Annotated in this window: 13 protein-coding genes; 6 read left to right on the forward strand and 7 right to left on the reverse strand. The window is 72.4% G+C overall.

What is annotated here, in order from left to right; all coding sequences use genetic code 11:
- Window positions 1-357: 357 nt before the first annotated feature.
- Window positions 358-1476 carry a TDT family transporter gene (locus ACIQK6_RS21235; protein WP_329103814.1) on the reverse strand — a complete coding sequence of 373 codons (1119 nt, stop codon included), beginning with the start codon at window positions 1474-1476 and terminating at the stop codon, window positions 358-360.
- Window positions 1477-1546: 70 nt separating this feature from the next.
- Here ACIQK6_RS21235 and ACIQK6_RS21240 point away from each other — a divergent pair, with 70 nt between their 5' ends.
- Complete coding sequence (locus tag ACIQK6_RS21240; RefSeq protein WP_329103816.1) at window positions 1547-2470, forward strand: LysR family transcriptional regulator; 924 nt, start codon at window positions 1547-1549, stop codon at window positions 2468-2470.
- Here the strand turns inward: ACIQK6_RS21240 and ACIQK6_RS21245 are convergent.
- Window positions 2467-3264: a thioesterase family protein gene (locus ACIQK6_RS21245; protein ID WP_329103818.1), complete on the reverse strand. Its 798-nt coding sequence runs from the start codon at window positions 3262-3264 to the stop codon at window positions 2467-2469. The two genes, ACIQK6_RS21240 and ACIQK6_RS21245, sit on opposite strands and share 4 nt — an antisense overlap.
- A gap of 207 nt (window positions 3265-3471) precedes the next feature.
- Here ACIQK6_RS21245 and ACIQK6_RS21250 point away from each other — a divergent pair, with 207 nt between their 5' ends.
- Window positions 3472-3828 carry a hypothetical protein gene (locus tag ACIQK6_RS21250; protein WP_329103820.1) on the forward strand — a complete coding sequence of 119 codons (357 nt, stop codon included), beginning with the start codon at window positions 3472-3474 and terminating at the stop codon, window positions 3826-3828.
- 36 nt (window positions 3829-3864) lie between these two features.
- Here ACIQK6_RS21250 and ACIQK6_RS21255 read toward each other — a convergent pair whose 3' ends face one another.
- The 4 genes from ACIQK6_RS21255 to ACIQK6_RS21270 all read right to left on the reverse strand — a co-directional run bounded on the left by ACIQK6_RS21255 (window position 3865) and on the right by ACIQK6_RS21270 (window position 7885).
- A complete protein-coding gene (locus tag ACIQK6_RS21255; protein ID WP_329103822.1) occupies window positions 3865-4659 on the reverse strand; it encodes a hypothetical protein in 795 nt (264 codons plus the stop codon).
- A 127-nt stretch (window positions 4660-4786) separates the two neighbouring features.
- Entirely contained in the window at window positions 4787-5494 is a 708-nt protein-coding gene (locus ACIQK6_RS21260; RefSeq protein WP_402695264.1) for a gamma-glutamyl-gamma-aminobutyrate hydrolase family protein, read from the reverse strand.
- Window positions 5495-5538: 44 nt separating this feature from the next.
- A complete protein-coding gene (eat, locus tag ACIQK6_RS21265; RefSeq protein WP_329103825.1) occupies window positions 5539-7017 on the reverse strand; it encodes an ethanolamine permease in 1479 nt (492 codons plus the stop codon).
- A 121-nt stretch (window positions 7018-7138) separates the two neighbouring features.
- Window positions 7139-7885, reverse strand: a complete 747-nt coding sequence (locus ACIQK6_RS21270; protein ID WP_329103827.1) for an FCD domain-containing protein — start codon at window positions 7883-7885, stop codon at window positions 7139-7141.
- Between the two features lie 77 nt (window positions 7886-7962).
- Here ACIQK6_RS21270 and ACIQK6_RS21275 point away from each other — a divergent pair, with 77 nt between their 5' ends.
- The 4 genes from ACIQK6_RS21275 to ACIQK6_RS21290 all read left to right on the forward strand — a co-directional run bounded on the left by ACIQK6_RS21275 (window position 7963) and on the right by ACIQK6_RS21290 (window position 13039).
- On the forward strand, window positions 7963-9327 hold the full coding sequence (locus ACIQK6_RS21275; protein ID WP_329103829.1) for a glutamine synthetase family protein: 1365 nt from the start codon (window positions 7963-7965) through the stop codon (window positions 9325-9327).
- 70 nt (window positions 9328-9397) lie between these two features.
- A complete protein-coding gene (locus ACIQK6_RS21280) occupies window positions 9398-10744 on the forward strand; it encodes an aldehyde dehydrogenase family protein (RefSeq protein ID WP_402695265.1) in 1347 nt (448 codons plus the stop codon).
- A 6-nt stretch (window positions 10745-10750) separates the two neighbouring features.
- Complete coding sequence (locus ACIQK6_RS21285) at window positions 10751-11545, forward strand: 3-oxoacyl-ACP reductase (RefSeq protein ID WP_327386322.1); 795 nt, start codon at window positions 10751-10753, stop codon at window positions 11543-11545.
- Window positions 11546-11764: 219 nt separating this feature from the next.
- Window positions 11765-13039: a haloacid dehalogenase-like hydrolase gene (locus tag ACIQK6_RS21290; protein WP_329103833.1), complete on the forward strand. Its 1275-nt coding sequence runs from the start codon at window positions 11765-11767 to the stop codon at window positions 13037-13039.
- A gap of 8 nt (window positions 13040-13047) precedes the next feature.
- On the opposite strand, the gene ACIQK6_RS21295 is transcribed toward ACIQK6_RS21290, so the two are convergent.
- The gene (locus ACIQK6_RS21295) at window positions 13048-14250 is read right to left on the reverse strand and encodes an amino acid deaminase/aldolase (RefSeq protein WP_329103835.1); all 1203 of its coding nucleotides are present in this window, start codon (window positions 14248-14250) and stop codon (window positions 13048-13050) included.
- Window positions 14251-14264 lie beyond the last annotated feature (14 nt).

Below are 14264 nucleotides of genomic sequence, written 5' to 3' on the forward strand. Positions count from 1 at the left end.
GCGGTGCGGCATGTCGCGGTGGTGCTCGGTGGTGCGCGCTCGTCCTGCGGGGACACTCCGGCGTGTCCCCGCCCCACGGCAGGGCTCCGACAGTGCCCCGAAGCCGCCCCACGGCGTACTCCACCAATGGACCGAAGCCCCGCCCCGTGCTCCTGCAGTGCCTCGAAGCCGCCCCGACGCGTGGGGAGCGGGGACGGGGAGGGGTGTCCCCGCAGGACGAGCGCGCAACCACCGCGCACAGCCGAGACCTGCCCGCCTGGCGCGAGCCGAGGAGACACCCCTCCCCGGCACCGCGCACCAGCCCACACCGCGCCGGGATCCCGGCCCGCAGGCAGACCCGGACCCGCCCCGCGGGGCCTAGGTGGGGAGGAGGCGGCCGGAGAGCAGGCCGTGGAGGGTGTGGGCGGCGGCCAGGAGCCAGGCGGTCAGCAGGCCGAGGAAGAGGGCGGTGGCGAGCCAGGCGAAGGCGGTCAGGCCGGTGTGGTGGGCGAGGCCGGTGGCGCCGGTGACGCAGGTGCCGACGGGGAAGGTCAGCGCCCACCAGGTCATCGCGAAGCCCATGCCGCCCCGGGCCGCTCGTACCAGCATGGCGACGGCCAGGGCCAGCCACAGCAGGGCGAAGCCCATCACGGGGACCCCGTAGACGACGGCGAAGGCGCCCAGTGCGCCGGCGTAGGTGCCCTCGATCGACTGGGGGGCGACGTCGGCGAGCTGGTTCACGGCGGTGGTCGACTGGCCGAGGGGGCCCAGGACCAGGAACAGGGTCGGGGTCAGGGCCAGCGGGAGGGGGCCGCCCACGATCAGCCGGCCGAAGATCAGGGGGAGCATCAGCAAGGTGGCCAGCAGGCTGATGCCGAACATGGCGTAGCAGGCGAGCAGCAGGGTCTCGCGGGGCTGGCCGGCGGGCAGGTGGGGTATCAGGAGCGGGCCCAGGGCGGCGGAGACCATCGGTGCGACGAGGGGGAGCAGCCAGACGGGAGTGGCCTGTTTGGGCTCGACCTTGTGCCGTACGACCATCAGGTAGGGCACGGCCACGGCCATGAACAGGCCGATCGCGGTGCCCGCGGTGAAGAGCACGGCGTCCACGGCGACGGCGGCGCCGGTGCCGATGAGGTCCTTGCCGACGACGAGGGCGCCGCCGCCGACGGCCAGCAGCGCCATCGACAGGCACCCGTAGAACGGGGCGACGGCCGGGTCCAAGAGGTGGGCGCGGGCCTGGTCGCGGTGGTGGATCCAGTGCCCGGCCCGGGCCGTGAGCAGGACGGCGAGGAGGATGGCGGACAGACCCCAGAACAGCTGACAGGCCACGCGCTGGCCGGGGAGCTGGTACGGGAGGGTCGCGCCGGCGTTGGCGAGGATCGCCGTGCCCATGACGCAGGCGTACCAGTTGGGGCCGAGGTGCCGCAGTGCGGGGGCCTTGTGGGCCCGGACCGCGGGAGTGGTGTGAGTGCGGGGTCGCACGAGGGTGGTGGCCATGGATCCAGCCTCGCGCCGGGGCGGGCGGGGCGGCAGAGGCCATCTCCCTATGAGGTCATAAACTGATGTTATGGGTAATGAGGAGTGGGTTCCGCTGGCGCACCGGGTGCCGGACCTCGGTGCGCTGGAACTGCTGCTCGCCGTCGCGCGGGTCGGCAGCCTGAGCGGTGCGGCCCGGCGGCTCGGCATCACCCAGCCCGCGGCGAGCAGCCGGATCCGGGCGATGGAGACCCGGCTCGGTGTGGCCCTGGTGGACCGATCGCCGCGGGGGTCGACACTGACGGCCGAGGGCGCGCTCGTCACGGACTGGGCCCGGCGGGTGGTGGAGGCGGCGGAGGCCTTCGATGCGGGTGCGCAGGCGCTGCGCGGACGCCGGGACTCGCGGCTGCGGGTGGCCGCCAGCATGACCATCGCGGAGTACCTGCTGCCTGGTTGGCTGATCGCCCTGCGCGGGCAGCGCCCGGACACGGCGGTGTCCCTGCACGCCGGGAACTCGGCGGTGGTGGCCGAGCGGGTCCTCGCCCACGAGGCCGACCTCGGCTTCGTCGAGGGGCTGACCGTGCCCGAGGGGCTGGATTCGGCGGTGATCGCGCAGGACCGCCTGGTGGTGGCGGTGGCCCCGGGGCACCCGTGGGCGCGCCGCACCCGGGGGGTCGCGGCGGCCGAGTTGGCCTCGACCCCGCTGATCCTGCGCGAGCGGGGCTCGGGCACGCGACAGGTCCTGGACGCCGCGCTGGCCTCGGCCGGCGGGCTTGCCGCGCCGCTGCTGGAACTGGCGTCGACCACGGCGGTGAAGGCGGCGGCGCTGGGCGGTGCCGGGCCGTGCGTGCTGTCGGAGCTGGCCGTGGTGGACGAGCTGGCGGCGCGCCGGCTGGTGGAGGTGCCGGTGTCGGGCGCCGGGCTCGGCCGGGCCCTGCGGGCGGTCTGGCCCGCGGGTGCCCGCCCGGCCGGCCCGGCCCGGGACCTGCTGTCCCTGACCCGGGGTACCCCCTAAGAGAGCGGGCGGACCGTGAGGATCTGTTCGGCTTGGCCGACCGGGCCGTCGGCGTCGTGCAGGACGCTGCTGGTGAGCCCCTGCCCGGACGGGCCGAAGGCCACGGTGGTGTCCAGGCCGGTCCACGGGCCGCGGGGCCGGCGGTGCAGGTGGACGGTCAGGTCGAGGTTCGGGAACATCCACGCGGTGGGGTCCTGCTGGACCGCGATGCCGTTCGCGGTGTCCACCAGCGCCATGTACGAGGCGAGGGCGCCGACCGGCTCGCCCGCGACCAGGGCGACGGACGAGGACACCCAGGCCGCGGCCCGGCCCCGGCGGGAGGGGGGCGTCCGGCGCACCTCGACGGAGGAGACGTAGCCGCCGTTCCACTCCTCGTCCATCGCCCAAACGTCGAGTTCCTCGGGGGCGGGCAGCCGCTCGTGGGGGCTGTCGGCCACGGAGGAGGAGTCCAGGGTGGCCAGCAGCCAGGCGCGGGCGCGGACCACCGGACGGCCGCCGATGACCACGCTCGCTTCCAGGAGCTCGATGGTCCGGCCCGGCCGGAGGGTCTCGACGGTGATCTCGCACTCATCGAGGGCGATGCGGCCGAGGATGTCGTAACTGATCCGCGCGAGCGCCAACGGCTCGGGCCGCTGCGCCAGGTGTCCGTCGATCGCGTGCACCACGAGGCCGGCGAGCGGGCTGAAGTGCTGCTCGTCGGTGTTCCACGCGCCGCCCGCGTGGGCGGTGGGCTTGAAGCTGTGCTCGCCCGTCCGCTCGTAGTAGCTCTCGGGTGCGGCGGCGCCGGTGGTCACGGGATCTGTCTCCTCGGATGGGTGTATTGATCAAGCATCGTAGGAGGTGCCGTTCCTCCCGTCACTGTGATCCGGCGGACACGGGGGCGGGAGTCGTGCGCCCGTTCGGGCGAGGAGGGAACGATTCGCCGCGGCGCGGAGGGTGACCCCGGGCGGACCCGCAGGAAAGGTGGCTCCCGCACGCGTCCCCCCACGAGGAGAACCCTGATGCGTCTTCGCCATGCCGCCCTCGCCGCCTTCGGCGCCTTCACGCTCCTGCTGACCGTCCCGGCCTCGGCCTCGGCCGCCACGGGAGAGTTCCAGTACACGGTCTCCGGCCTCGACGGCAGCCCGCTGAGGGTCGTGCTGGAGGACCCGGCGAGCGGGGAGTGCATCACCCTCCCCGAGGTCGCCGATCCCTCGGCCAGCTCCCCGGCGCACTCCCCGCGCAACCGGACCGACGAGGTGGCGATCGTGTTCACCGAGCCGGACTGCACGGGCAGGGAGTTCAGGCTGCGGCCCCGCACGGGCTACGGCACGGAGCGGCTGGAGCTGCGGTCGGTGCTCTTCGTCCGCCCCGAGTGAGGGACGGCGCCCAGGTTCGGTGCCACGCGGGGAGGCTCAGCTCTCCGAGCTGAGCCGCTTCGTCAGGAGCGAGCCCACGACGATCAGGGCCACGCCCAGCCACCACATGTTGTCGAAGATGAGGACGGCGATCCCGACCGGCACCAGCAGGCCCGCGAGCGGCAGCAACAGGCTGGCCCGGCCGGGTGGTTCGGGGCCCTCGCCGGTGGCCTCGCGCACTGCGCGGGCGCGGACGACGTCCGGGTACCAGGCGGTGAACTTCAGCGCGGCGACGATGGCCAGGATCTGGATGATCCAGCCCGTCCAGATGTTGTTCGGGTTGTGCAGGACCAGGTCGCCGTAGGCGCCCGCGGCGGCCGCCACCAGGAAGGCCATCCCCCACACGCCGGTGATCATGTAGTTGGTCCGCAGGAAGGCCGGAGTGTGCCAGATCGACGGATCCACCTGTTCCCGGGCGTACTGGATCGTGAAGGGCATCCGCACGGCCATCGACCCGAAGGCGATCACGGCGAGGGTGATGTTCGCGACCTCGCCCGCGTACGTCTCCAGCCAGCGCAGGGTCCCGTCGCTCGCCAGGGCTCCGACGACGGCCATCGAGGCGAAGAACACCACGTCGGCCAGTTCCAGGATCTTCCAACTGCTGCCGCGGTTGACCAGGTGGCTCGTCGCGATGAGCGCGACGGCCGTGGCCAGCGCCAGGCCGACCGCGAGCTCGAACCGCCCCGGGCCGACCAGCAGGGAGAAGACGATCCACGGCGCCATTCCGATGACCGGGTTCTCCAGGATCTTGGAGACCGGGCCGGATGCCTTGCCCTCCGCTTCGGTCTGCATCCTTCCAGCCTGCGCGCCCGGCGGAGGACCGGCCATTCGGGACGGGCGTTCACGCACCCCGCCCGTCCCCCGCGCATCGTCGTGCGCGGGGGACGGGCGGGGTACGGAAGCGGGAAGGGCGCGGGCGTCAGCCCACCGGTACCGCGGTGCGGACGGAGGCCGCCTCCACCAGGGCGGACATCACGCGCGTGTCCGTGTCCCGCTCCGGGTGCCACTGCACGCCCAGCACCCAGCGTTCGGGGTCGGGCACTTCGATCGCCTCCACCGTGCCGTCGACCGCGTGGGCCGAGACGACCAGGCCGTGGCCCAACCGGTAGACGGCCTGGTGGTGGTAGGTCGGGACCTGGGCCTCCTCCGGGACCAAGTCCGCGTACCGGGTGCCCGGGACCGGACGGACCGGGTGCCGGGACATGACGCCCGGGGTGTCGACGTGGCCGTCGATGTGCTGGATCAGCGTGCCGCCCAGGGCCACGTTGAGGGCCTGCATGCCCCGGCAGATGCCGAGCAGGGGCAGGTCCGCGTCCAGTGCGGCGGCGATCAGGGCCAGTTCCCAGTGGTCGCGGACCGTGGCGGGGGCACCCGTACGGGAGTCGCGCGCGGCTCCGTAGTGCACCGGGTCCAGGTCCGGACCGCCCGCGACGACCAGGCCGTCCACCCGGCTCAGCACCTCCGCCGCCGACCCGGGCTCGTCCGGCGGGAGCAGCACGGCCGCGCCGCCCGCCGCCTGGACGAGTTCGTAGTACCCGGTCGGTACGAGGGACGTCGGCAGGTCCCACACCCCGTAGCGGGTGGAATCCTCGACGTAGGTGGTGATGCCGATGAGCGGCCTGGGCACGTTCGTAACCTCCAACAGGGGCGGAGCAGGGCAGGAACAGGGTTTCAGTCGCGGGTCAGTTCCGCCTCGGCTTCCGCGAGAGCCGCGAACTCCTCCTCCGGGGCCGAGGCCACCAGGTGGTGCCGGCTGTAGAAGGCGAAGTAGGCCAGGGCGACGGCGTACACGGCCAGGGCGATGAACGCGGCGTCCTTGTCCACCAGGAAGGTGGCGACCAGGGCCGACAGGGCGAGTGCGAAGGCCACCGAGGAGGTCAGGATCCCGCCCGGGGTGCGGTACGGGCGCTCCAGGTCCGGCTCCCGGCGGCGCAGCACGATGTGCGAGAGGGCCATCAGGGCGTAGGAGATGGTGGCGCCGAAGACCGCGATGTTGAGCATGCGGGCCCCGTCACCGGTGGCCGCGGCGAGGGCGAAGCCGATCGCGCCGGGGATGATCAGGCCCAGGTACGGGGCCTTGCGCTTCGAGGTGAGCGAGAGGAAGCGGGGCAGGTAGCCGGCCCGGGAGAGGGCGAAGAGCTGGCGCGAGCCCGCGTAGATGAGGGAGAAGAAGGAGGCCACCAGGCCGGCCAGGCCCGCGTAGTTCACGAAGCGGCTGAGCGCGGTCGGACCGCCGTCCCCTTCCAGGGCCACGACCAGCGGGTTGCCGGCGGCCTTGACGGCGTCGGCGCCCTGGGCGCCGGTCGCGGCGAAGAAGGTGATCAGGGCGAGCAGGGCGAGGATGCCCATGGAGATGGAGAGGGCCTTCGGCATCGAGCGGACCGGGTCCTTGGCCTCCTCGGCCGCCAGCGGTACGCCTTCCACGCCGAGGAAGAACCACATGCCGAAGGGGAACGCGGCCCAGATGCCCAGCACGCCCAGCGGCAGCCAGGAGTTCGAGCCGAAGGCGTCCGCGTCGACGGGGATGTCGTTCAGGCCGGAGGCGTCGAACTCGGTGAAGGCCCCCACGGCGAAGATCAGCAGCGCGGCGACGGCGATCGCGGTCACGACGAGGCTGAAGCGCAGTGCTTCGCCGACGCCCCACAGGTGGACGCCGATGAAGATGACGAAGCAGCCGAGGTATACGGGCCAGCTGGAGGTGAGTCCGAAGAGGCCGAGGGACTCGACGTAGTCGCCGATGAAGATGACGATCGCGGCCGGGGCCAGGATGTACTCGATGAGGATGGCGGTGCCGGTGAGGAAACCGCCCCACGGGCCGAGCGCGCGGCGGGCGAAGCCGTAGCCGCCGCCCGCGGTCGGCAGGATGGTGGACAGCTCGGCGAGCGAGAAGACCAGACAGGCGTACATCGCGCCCATCAGGACGGTGGCGATGGCGAGGCCGCCGAAGCCGCCCTTGTCGAGGCCGACGTTCCAGCCGGAGAAGTCCCCGGAGACGACGTAGGCGACTCCGAGACCGGTGAGGAGCAGCCAGCCGGCGCTGCCGCGGCGCAGCGTCCGGCGCGCGAGGTATTCGTCGGGGCCGTCCCCGCCGTCGGGGGACGTGGTGGGTGCGGGTACGGCGGCGAGCCGTGCCTCGATGTCGTCGGCCATCGTGCGCTCCTGCCTCAGGGCAATGGTTGTGGGGCGTACCTTTGCCGTAGAGGAGTGGAGTGCGCAAGACCTCTGCGTTAAACAGAAGTTACGAAACCCTCTCGGGCGTCCCCGGCGTCGCTCAGGTCAGGAAGCCCCGCAGGAGCGCCGCGGTGCCGCAGCAGTGCTCGCGCATGGTCTCCCGGGCCCCGGCCGCGTCGCCCTCCAGCACCGCCTCCACGAGCGTGCTGTGCTGCTGCTGGGAGTGCTCCAGGTTCCGTACGAGCAGCGGGATGCAGTCCAGCAGGTCGTTGACGGTGGCCCGGACGGCGGCGTACTGGGCCGTCAGGGTGGCGGACCCGGCCAGTTCGCACAGGGTGAGGTGGAAGAGCGTGTCCTGGCGGCGGTAGTCGGCCAGCGGGGCGTCGTGGGTGGCGGCCAGGGCGCCGAGCAGCCGTTCCGCGCCCTCCTCGGTCAGGCCCTGGGAGGCGCACAAACCGGCCGCCCCCACCTCCAGGACCTCGCGGAACCGCAGGACGTCCTCGATGTCCACCCCCGCGACGCGCCGGCGCAGCTCCTCTTCGGCGCCGCCGGCCGGGGTGTCGGGGCGGGACAGCACGAACGTTCCGCCGTACCGTCCGCGCCGGGCCTCCACGAGCCCCTGGTCCTGCAGCACCTTCAGCACCTCGCGCAAGGTCACCCGGCTGATCCCCATGCGCTCGGCCAGCTCGCGCTCCGGCGGCAGCCGTTCGCCGCCCGGCACCAGACCCAGCCGGACCACCTGGAGGATCTGCTGCAGCGCTTCCTCGAAACCGTTGCCCGCCCGCACCTGCCGCAGCACGGGATTCAGTCGCGCGACGGCGTCGCCTTCGCTGGTCGTATCGGTCATCTTGACTTCTCCCCTTCCCAAGCAATGGTTCTATTCAATACCTTAGGCCTCCTCGGCTCACCGAAGGAGAGATTCCAGTGGTAGACCGCAAGCCGCCGCTCGCGCCCGAGGAGCTCCGCTCCCTCGTCGCCAGTGGTGAGATCGACACAGTGGTCCTGGCCTTCCCCGACATGCAGGGGCGGCTCCAGGGCAAGCGGTTCGCCGCACAGTTCTTCCTCGACGAAGTCCTCGAGCACGGTACCGAGGGCTGCAACTACCTCCTCGCCGTCGATACCGACATGAACACCGTCGACGGTTACGAGATGTCCTCCTGGGACCGGGGCTACGGCGACTTCGCCATGCACCCCGACCTCGCCACCCTGCGCCGCATCCCCTGGAACCCCGGCAGCGCCTTCCTCCTCGCCGACCTCGCCTGGAACGACGGCTCGCCCGTCGTCGCCGCGCCCCGGCAGATCCTGCGCCGCCAGCTGGAGCGCCTCGCCGAGGCCGGCTACACCGCGATGGTCGGCACCGAGCTGGAGTTCATGGTCTTCCAGGACACCTACGAGCAGGCCTGGAACTCGGGCTACCGCGACCTGACCCCGGCCAACCAGTACAACATCGACTACTCCGTCCTCGGGACCGGCCGCATCGAACCCCTGCTGCGCCGGATCCGCAACGAGATGCAGACCGCGGGCCTGATCGTCGAGTCGGCCAAGGGGGAGTGCAACCTCGGTCAGCACGAGATCGCCTTCCGCTACGACGAGGCGCTCACCACCTGCGACCAGCACTCCGTCTACAAGACCGGAGCCAAGGAGATCGCCTCCCAGGAAGGTGTCTCGCTCACCTTCATGGCCAAGTTCGACGAGCGCGAGGGCAACTCCTGTCACATCCACCTCTCGCTGGCCGATACCGACGGACGCAACGCGATGGCCGGGGACGGTCCAGGCGGAATGTCACCGGTGATGCGACACTTCCTGGCCGGCCAGCTGGCCGCGCTGCGCGACTTCTCCCTTCTCTACGCCCCGAACATCAACTCGTACAAGCGTTTCCGGCCGGGTTCCTTCGCGCCGACCGCCGTCGCCTGGGGCGTGGACAACCGGACCTGCGCGCTCCGGGTCGTCGGCCACGGCCGCTCCATGCGCTTCGAGAACCGCCTCCCCGGCGGCGACGTGAACCCGTACCTCGCCGTCGCCGGCCTGGTCGCCGCCGGGCTCTACGGCATCGAGAACCGCTTGGAACTTCCCGAGGTCTGCGCCGGCAACGCCTACACCGCCGACTACGCGCACGTCCCCGCCACCCTGCGCGAGGCCGCCGAGCTCTGGGAGAACAGCGAGATCGCCAAGGCCGCCTTCGGCCCCGAAGTGGTGGCGCACTACCGGAACATGGCCCGCGTGGAACTCGACGCCTACGACTCCGCGGTGACCGACTGGGAGCTGCGCCGCTCCTTCGAACGCCTGTAGCCACCGCACTCCACCGAACGAAACTGTGAGGCACCACGTGTCCGATGCGCTGGCCCCCTTCAATCTAGAAGTGTTGAATCCGGCCACCGAGGAAACCGTCGCCATCGTCCCGGCCGCCACACGGGACGATGTCGACGCCGCCGTCGCCCGGGCGGCCGCCGCCCAGCGGGGCTGGGCGGCGGCCGCCCCGGCCGACCGGGCGCGGCTGCTGCGCCGATTCGCCGCGGTCGTCGACGGCCACATCGAGGAACTGGCCCAGCTGGAGGTCCGCGAAGCCGGCCACACCATCGGCAACGCCCGGTGGGAAGCCGGCAACGTACGCGACCTGCTCGACTTCGCCGCCGGGGGAGTGGAACGGCTCTCCGGCCGCCAGATCCCCGTCGCCGGCGGCATCGACGTCACCTTCCTCGAACCCCTCGGCGTCATCGGCGTGATCGCCCCGTGGAACTTCCCCATGCCGATCGCCGCCTGGGGCCTGGCCCCGGCCCTCGCCGCCGGCAACGCCGTCATCCTCAAGCCCGCCGAGACCACCCCGCTGACCGCGCTGCGCCTCGCCGAGCTCGCCCTCGAAGCCGGGATCCCCGAGCACCTCTTCCAGGTGCTCCCCGGCCGCGGGGACGTCGCCGGCGACGCGCTCGTCGAACACCCCGGCGTCGCGAAGATCGTCTTCACCGGGTCCACCCGCGTCGGCAAGCAGATCATGGCCAAGTGCGCCGACCGGGTGAAGCGCGTCACCCTCGAACTCGGAGGCAAGAGCCCCAACATCGTCTTCGCCGACGCCGACCTCGAAGCAGCGGCGGCCGCCGCTCCCATGGCCTTCCTCGACAACACCGGCCAGGACTGCTGCGCCCGCACCCGGATCCTCGTCCAGCGCTCCGCCTACGACCGCTTCCTGGAGCTCGTTGCCCCCGGCATCGCGGCCGTCACCGTGGGCGACCCGCTCGACGAGAAGACCCAGATGGGCCCGTTGATCTCACGGACCCAGCTGGACCGCGTACGGTCCTTTGTCACCGACGACCTCACCGCGATCCGCGGCACCGCCCCCGAGGGCCCCGGCTTCTGGTACCCGCCCACCCTCGTCACGGACGTCGCCCCCACCGCCCCCGTGGCCGCCGAGGAGGTCTTCGGGCCGGTCGCCGTCGTCCTGCCCTTCGAGGACGAGGAGGACGCCGTGCGCCTGGCCAACGCGACCGAGTACGGCCTCTCCGGCTCCCTCTGGACCCGCGACATCGGGCGGGCGCTGCGCGTCTCGCGCGCCGTCGCCGCCGGCAACCTGTCCGTCAACTCCCACAGCAGCGTCCGCTACTGGACCCCCTTCGGCGGCTACAAGCAGTCCGGGCTCGGCCGCGAGCTCGGACCCGACGCCCTCACCGCTTTCACCGAGACCAAGAACGTCTTCATCAGCACGGAGGCCTGAGAACCCATGTCCAGCCAGAACAACGAAGAGATCGTCTGCCGCCGCCTGGTCGGCCGCACCGCCGTCATCACCGGAGCCGGCAGCGGCATCGGCCTGGCCACCGCCCGCCGCCTGGCCTCCGAAGGCGCCAACGTGGTCTGCGCCGACATCGACGAGACCGCGGGCAAGGCCGCGGCCGAAGAGGTCGGCGGCACCTTCGTCAAGGTCGACGTCACCAGCCCCGAGGAGGTCGAGGCGCTCTTCAAGACGGCCTTCGACACCTACGGCTCCGTGGACATCGCCTTCAACAACGCGGGCATCTCACCCCCGGACGACGACTCCATCCTGACCACCGGCCTGGAGGCGTGGAAGCGCGTCCAGGACGTCAACCTCACCTCCGTCTACCTGTGCTGCAAGGCCGCCCTGCCCTACATGCAGCGCCAGGGCCGAGGCTCCATCATCAACACCGCCTCCTTCGTCGCCATCATGGGCGCCGCCACCTCCCAGATCTCCTACACCGCCTCCAAGGGCGGGGTCCTGGCCATGTCCCGCGAGCTCGGCGTGCAGTTCGCCCGCGAGGGCATCCGCGTCAACGCCCTGTGCCCGGGGCCCGTGAACACCCCCCTGTTGCAGGAACTGTTCGCCAAGGACCCCGAGCGCGCCGCCCGCCGCCTCGTCCACATCCCGCTGGGCCGCTTCGCCGAGCCCACCGAGATCGCCGCGGCCGTCGCCTTCCTCGCCAGCGACGACTCCTCCTTCATCAACGCCACCGACTTCCTCGTCGACGGCGGCATCTCCGGCGCGTACGTGACCCCGCTGTAGGTCGCACCGGCGCCACCACGGCGCCGTACGCCGGCCGGGGGGGGCCCCCCCCGGGGGCCCCCCCGGCCCCCCCGGGGGGCCCCCCCCCAAAGGGGCGCCCACAGAGAAAAAATGGCCGCCCCCCCCCCCCCCCCCCCCGGGCCCCCCCCCCCGGGGGGCGGGCCCCGGGGGGGGCCCCCGGCCGGTCCCTCAGGGCTGTCCCGAACTCGAAGGAGCAGCATGCAGAGAAAATGGGCAGCCCCCCTCGCCCTCGTCGCGGTCACCGGATCCGGCCTCCTCGCGGCCCCTCCGGCCGCGGCCGCGCACACCCCTTGTCCCCGGGTCACCATCAGCTCCGGCTGGTACGGGGACAACCAGGCCCGCCTCCAGCGGCTGATCGACCAGTACGGCAGCTGCAACCCGTACCGGCCCAGCCGCACCAAGCCCGTCGCCGTCTTCGACTGGGACAACACCGTCGTCAAGAACGACGTCGGCGACGCCACCATGTTCTGGCTCCTGCGCAACGGCCGGATCCGCCAGCCCGCCGCCGGAGACTGGTCCACCACCAGCCGCTTCCTCACCCCCGCCGCCACGAAGGCCCTGGCCGACGCCTGCGCCGCCCTCGCCCGCCCCGGCACCCCCCTGCCCACCGGAACCCCCGCCGGAACGGCCTGCGCCGACGAGATCAACGCCGTCTACGGCACCGCCGCGACCCGCGCCGGCGCCCCCGCCTTCGCCGGCTGGGACCGCCGCACCACCGAACCCTCCTACGCCTGGCTCCCCCAGCTGATGCAGGGCTGGACCGCCCGCGAGATCCGCGGCTTCGCCGCCGCCGCCCGCACCGAGAACCTTGCCGCGCCCATCGGCAGCACGCAGCAGGTGGGCAGCACCACCGCCACCGGCTGGGTCCGCTACTACGACCAGCAAAAAGACCTGGTCAAGGGACTCCAGAAGGCCGGCTTCGACGTGTGGATCAGCTCCGCCTCCCCCCAGCCCGTGGTCGAGGTCTGGGCCCGGGGCGTCGGCATCACGGCCGACCACGTCATCGGCATCCGCAACACCACCACCCACGGCGGGAAGTTCACCCCCCACCTCCAGGGCTGCGGATCCGTCCGGGACGGCGCCGACACGATGATCACCTACATCGACGGCAAGCGCTGCTGGATCAACAAGGAGGTCTTCGGCGTGCGCGGCGCGGCCGCCGAGAAGGTCCAGCCCGCCGCCCGCCGCCAGGTGTTCGCCGCCGGCGACTCCGACACCGACATCTCGTTCCTGCGCGACGCCACCGCCCTGCGGCTCGTCGTGAACCGCAACAAGAACGAGCTGATGTGCCGGGCCTACGACAACAGCGACGGCCGCTGGATCGTCAACCCCATGTTCATCGAGCCGAAGAAGCAGAAGACCGACCCCTACCCGTGTGCGACGACCGGCTACGTCGACCACGACGGCAGCAAGGGACCGGTCCGGCGGGGCGACGGCAGCGTCGTCCCCGACCAGACGGACGTCGTGTACTAGAGGTGCACTTAGAGGAAGGTGCGCCCCTCACCCCGGTAGGTGGGCGCGCTGGCGGTGACCCGGTCGCCCTCGATCAGGTGCAAGGTGTCGAACCGCTCGCACAGCTCACCCGCCTTCGCGTGCCGGAACCAGACCCGGTCGCCGATCAACAGATCGTCGGCCGGGCTGCCCAGCAGCGGGGTCTGCACCTCGCCCGCGCCCTCCTGGGGGTCGTAGCGCAGCCCCTGGGGCAGGTACGGAACCGGAAGCCGGTCCGCCCCGGCCGCCCCGGAGGCCGGATAGCCGCCCCCGAGCACCGTCACCACACCCACCCCGGGCCTGCGCACCACGGGCTGGGCGAACAGGGCCGCCGGACGCCCGCTGAACGACGTGTAGTTGTCGAACAGCCGGGGCACGTACAGACCCGAACCCGCCGCTATCTCGGTCACCGCGTCCTCGGCGGCCGTCTGCTGCACGCTGCCGGTACCACCGCCGTTGACGAACTCCAGATCCGGCACGACGGCCCGCACGGCCCGCACCACCTCGGCCCGCCGCTCCGCCAGCTCCTTGCGGGCCGCGCCCTGCATCAGCCGGATCGCCCGGGACCGCAGCGGGCGACCTGCCAGCGAGTCCCCGACCCCGGCGACATGACCCTCGTACGCCATCAGCCCCACCACCCGGAACCCCGGACGGTCGGCCACCGCCCGGGCCAGCCCGGCCAGTTGCGCGGGCTCGCGCAGCGGGGACCGGCGCGCCCCGATCCGCACCCGGCCGCCGAGCAGCCGCAGGGACGTGTCCAGCTCCAGACAGACCCGGATCTCCTCGGCGCCGCCGTCCCGGGCAGCGTCGACCAGGTCCAGCTGCGCCGGATCGTCCACCATCACCGTGACCGCGCCGGCCAGTTTGGCGTCGTTCGCCAGCTCGCCGAAACCGGCCCGGTCGGTGGAGGGATAGGCGAGGAGCACGTCCTCGAACCCGGACCGGGCCAGCCAGAGCGACTCGGCGAGGGTGTACGACATGATCCCGGCGAACCCGGGGCGGGCGAGGACCCGTTCCAGGAGCGCGCGGCACCGGACCGACTTGCTCGCGACCCGGACCGGCTTGCCGGCGGCGCGGCGGACGAGATCGTCGGCGTTGGCGTCGAAGGCGTCGAGATCCACGATGGCCAGCGGCGCGTCCAGGTGCGCGGTCGCCCGGTCGTACCGGGCGCGGTCGGTGGCGGGGGAGTTCATGGGCGGCAGCTTGC

Origin of the sequence: Streptomyces sp. NPDC091682 (assembly GCF_044756625.1) — a bacterium.
In the GTDB taxonomy this organism is placed as follows: domain Bacteria; phylum Actinomycetota; class Actinomycetes; order Streptomycetales; family Streptomycetaceae; genus Streptomyces.

What these genes read in the sequence shown, in the direction of transcription:
- ACIQK6_RS21235 (WP_329103814.1), bottom strand. Translation starts at nt 1,476, where the DNA reads ATGGCCACCACCCTCGTGCGACCCCGCACTCACACCACTCCCGCGGTC.
- ACIQK6_RS21240 (WP_329103816.1), top strand. Translation starts at nt 1,547, where the DNA reads ATGGGTAATGAGGAGTGGGTTCCGCTGGCGCACCGGGTGCCGGACCTC.
- ACIQK6_RS21250 (WP_329103820.1), top strand. Translation starts at nt 3,472, where the DNA reads ATGCGTCTTCGCCATGCCGCCCTCGCCGCCTTCGGCGCCTTCACGCTC.
- ACIQK6_RS21255 (WP_329103822.1), bottom strand. Translation starts at nt 4,659, where the DNA reads ATGCAGACCGAAGCGGAGGGCAAGGCATCCGGCCCGGTCTCCAAGATC.
- eat (WP_329103825.1), bottom strand. Translation starts at nt 7,017, where the DNA reads ATGGCCGACGACATCGAGGCACGGCTCGCCGCCGTACCCGCACCCACC.
- ACIQK6_RS21270 (WP_329103827.1), bottom strand. Translation starts at nt 7,885, where the DNA reads ATGACCGATACGACCAGCGAAGGCGACGCCGTCGCGCGACTGAATCCC.
- ACIQK6_RS21285 (WP_327386322.1), top strand. Translation starts at nt 10,751, where the DNA reads ATGTCCAGCCAGAACAACGAAGAGATCGTCTGCCGCCGCCTGGTCGGC.
- ACIQK6_RS21290 (WP_329103833.1), top strand. Translation starts at nt 11,765, where the DNA reads ATGCAGAGAAAATGGGCAGCCCCCCTCGCCCTCGTCGCGGTCACCGGA.
- ACIQK6_RS21295 (WP_329103835.1), bottom strand. Translation starts at nt 14,250, where the DNA reads ATGAACTCCCCCGCCACCGACCGCGCCCGGTACGACCGGGCGACCGCG.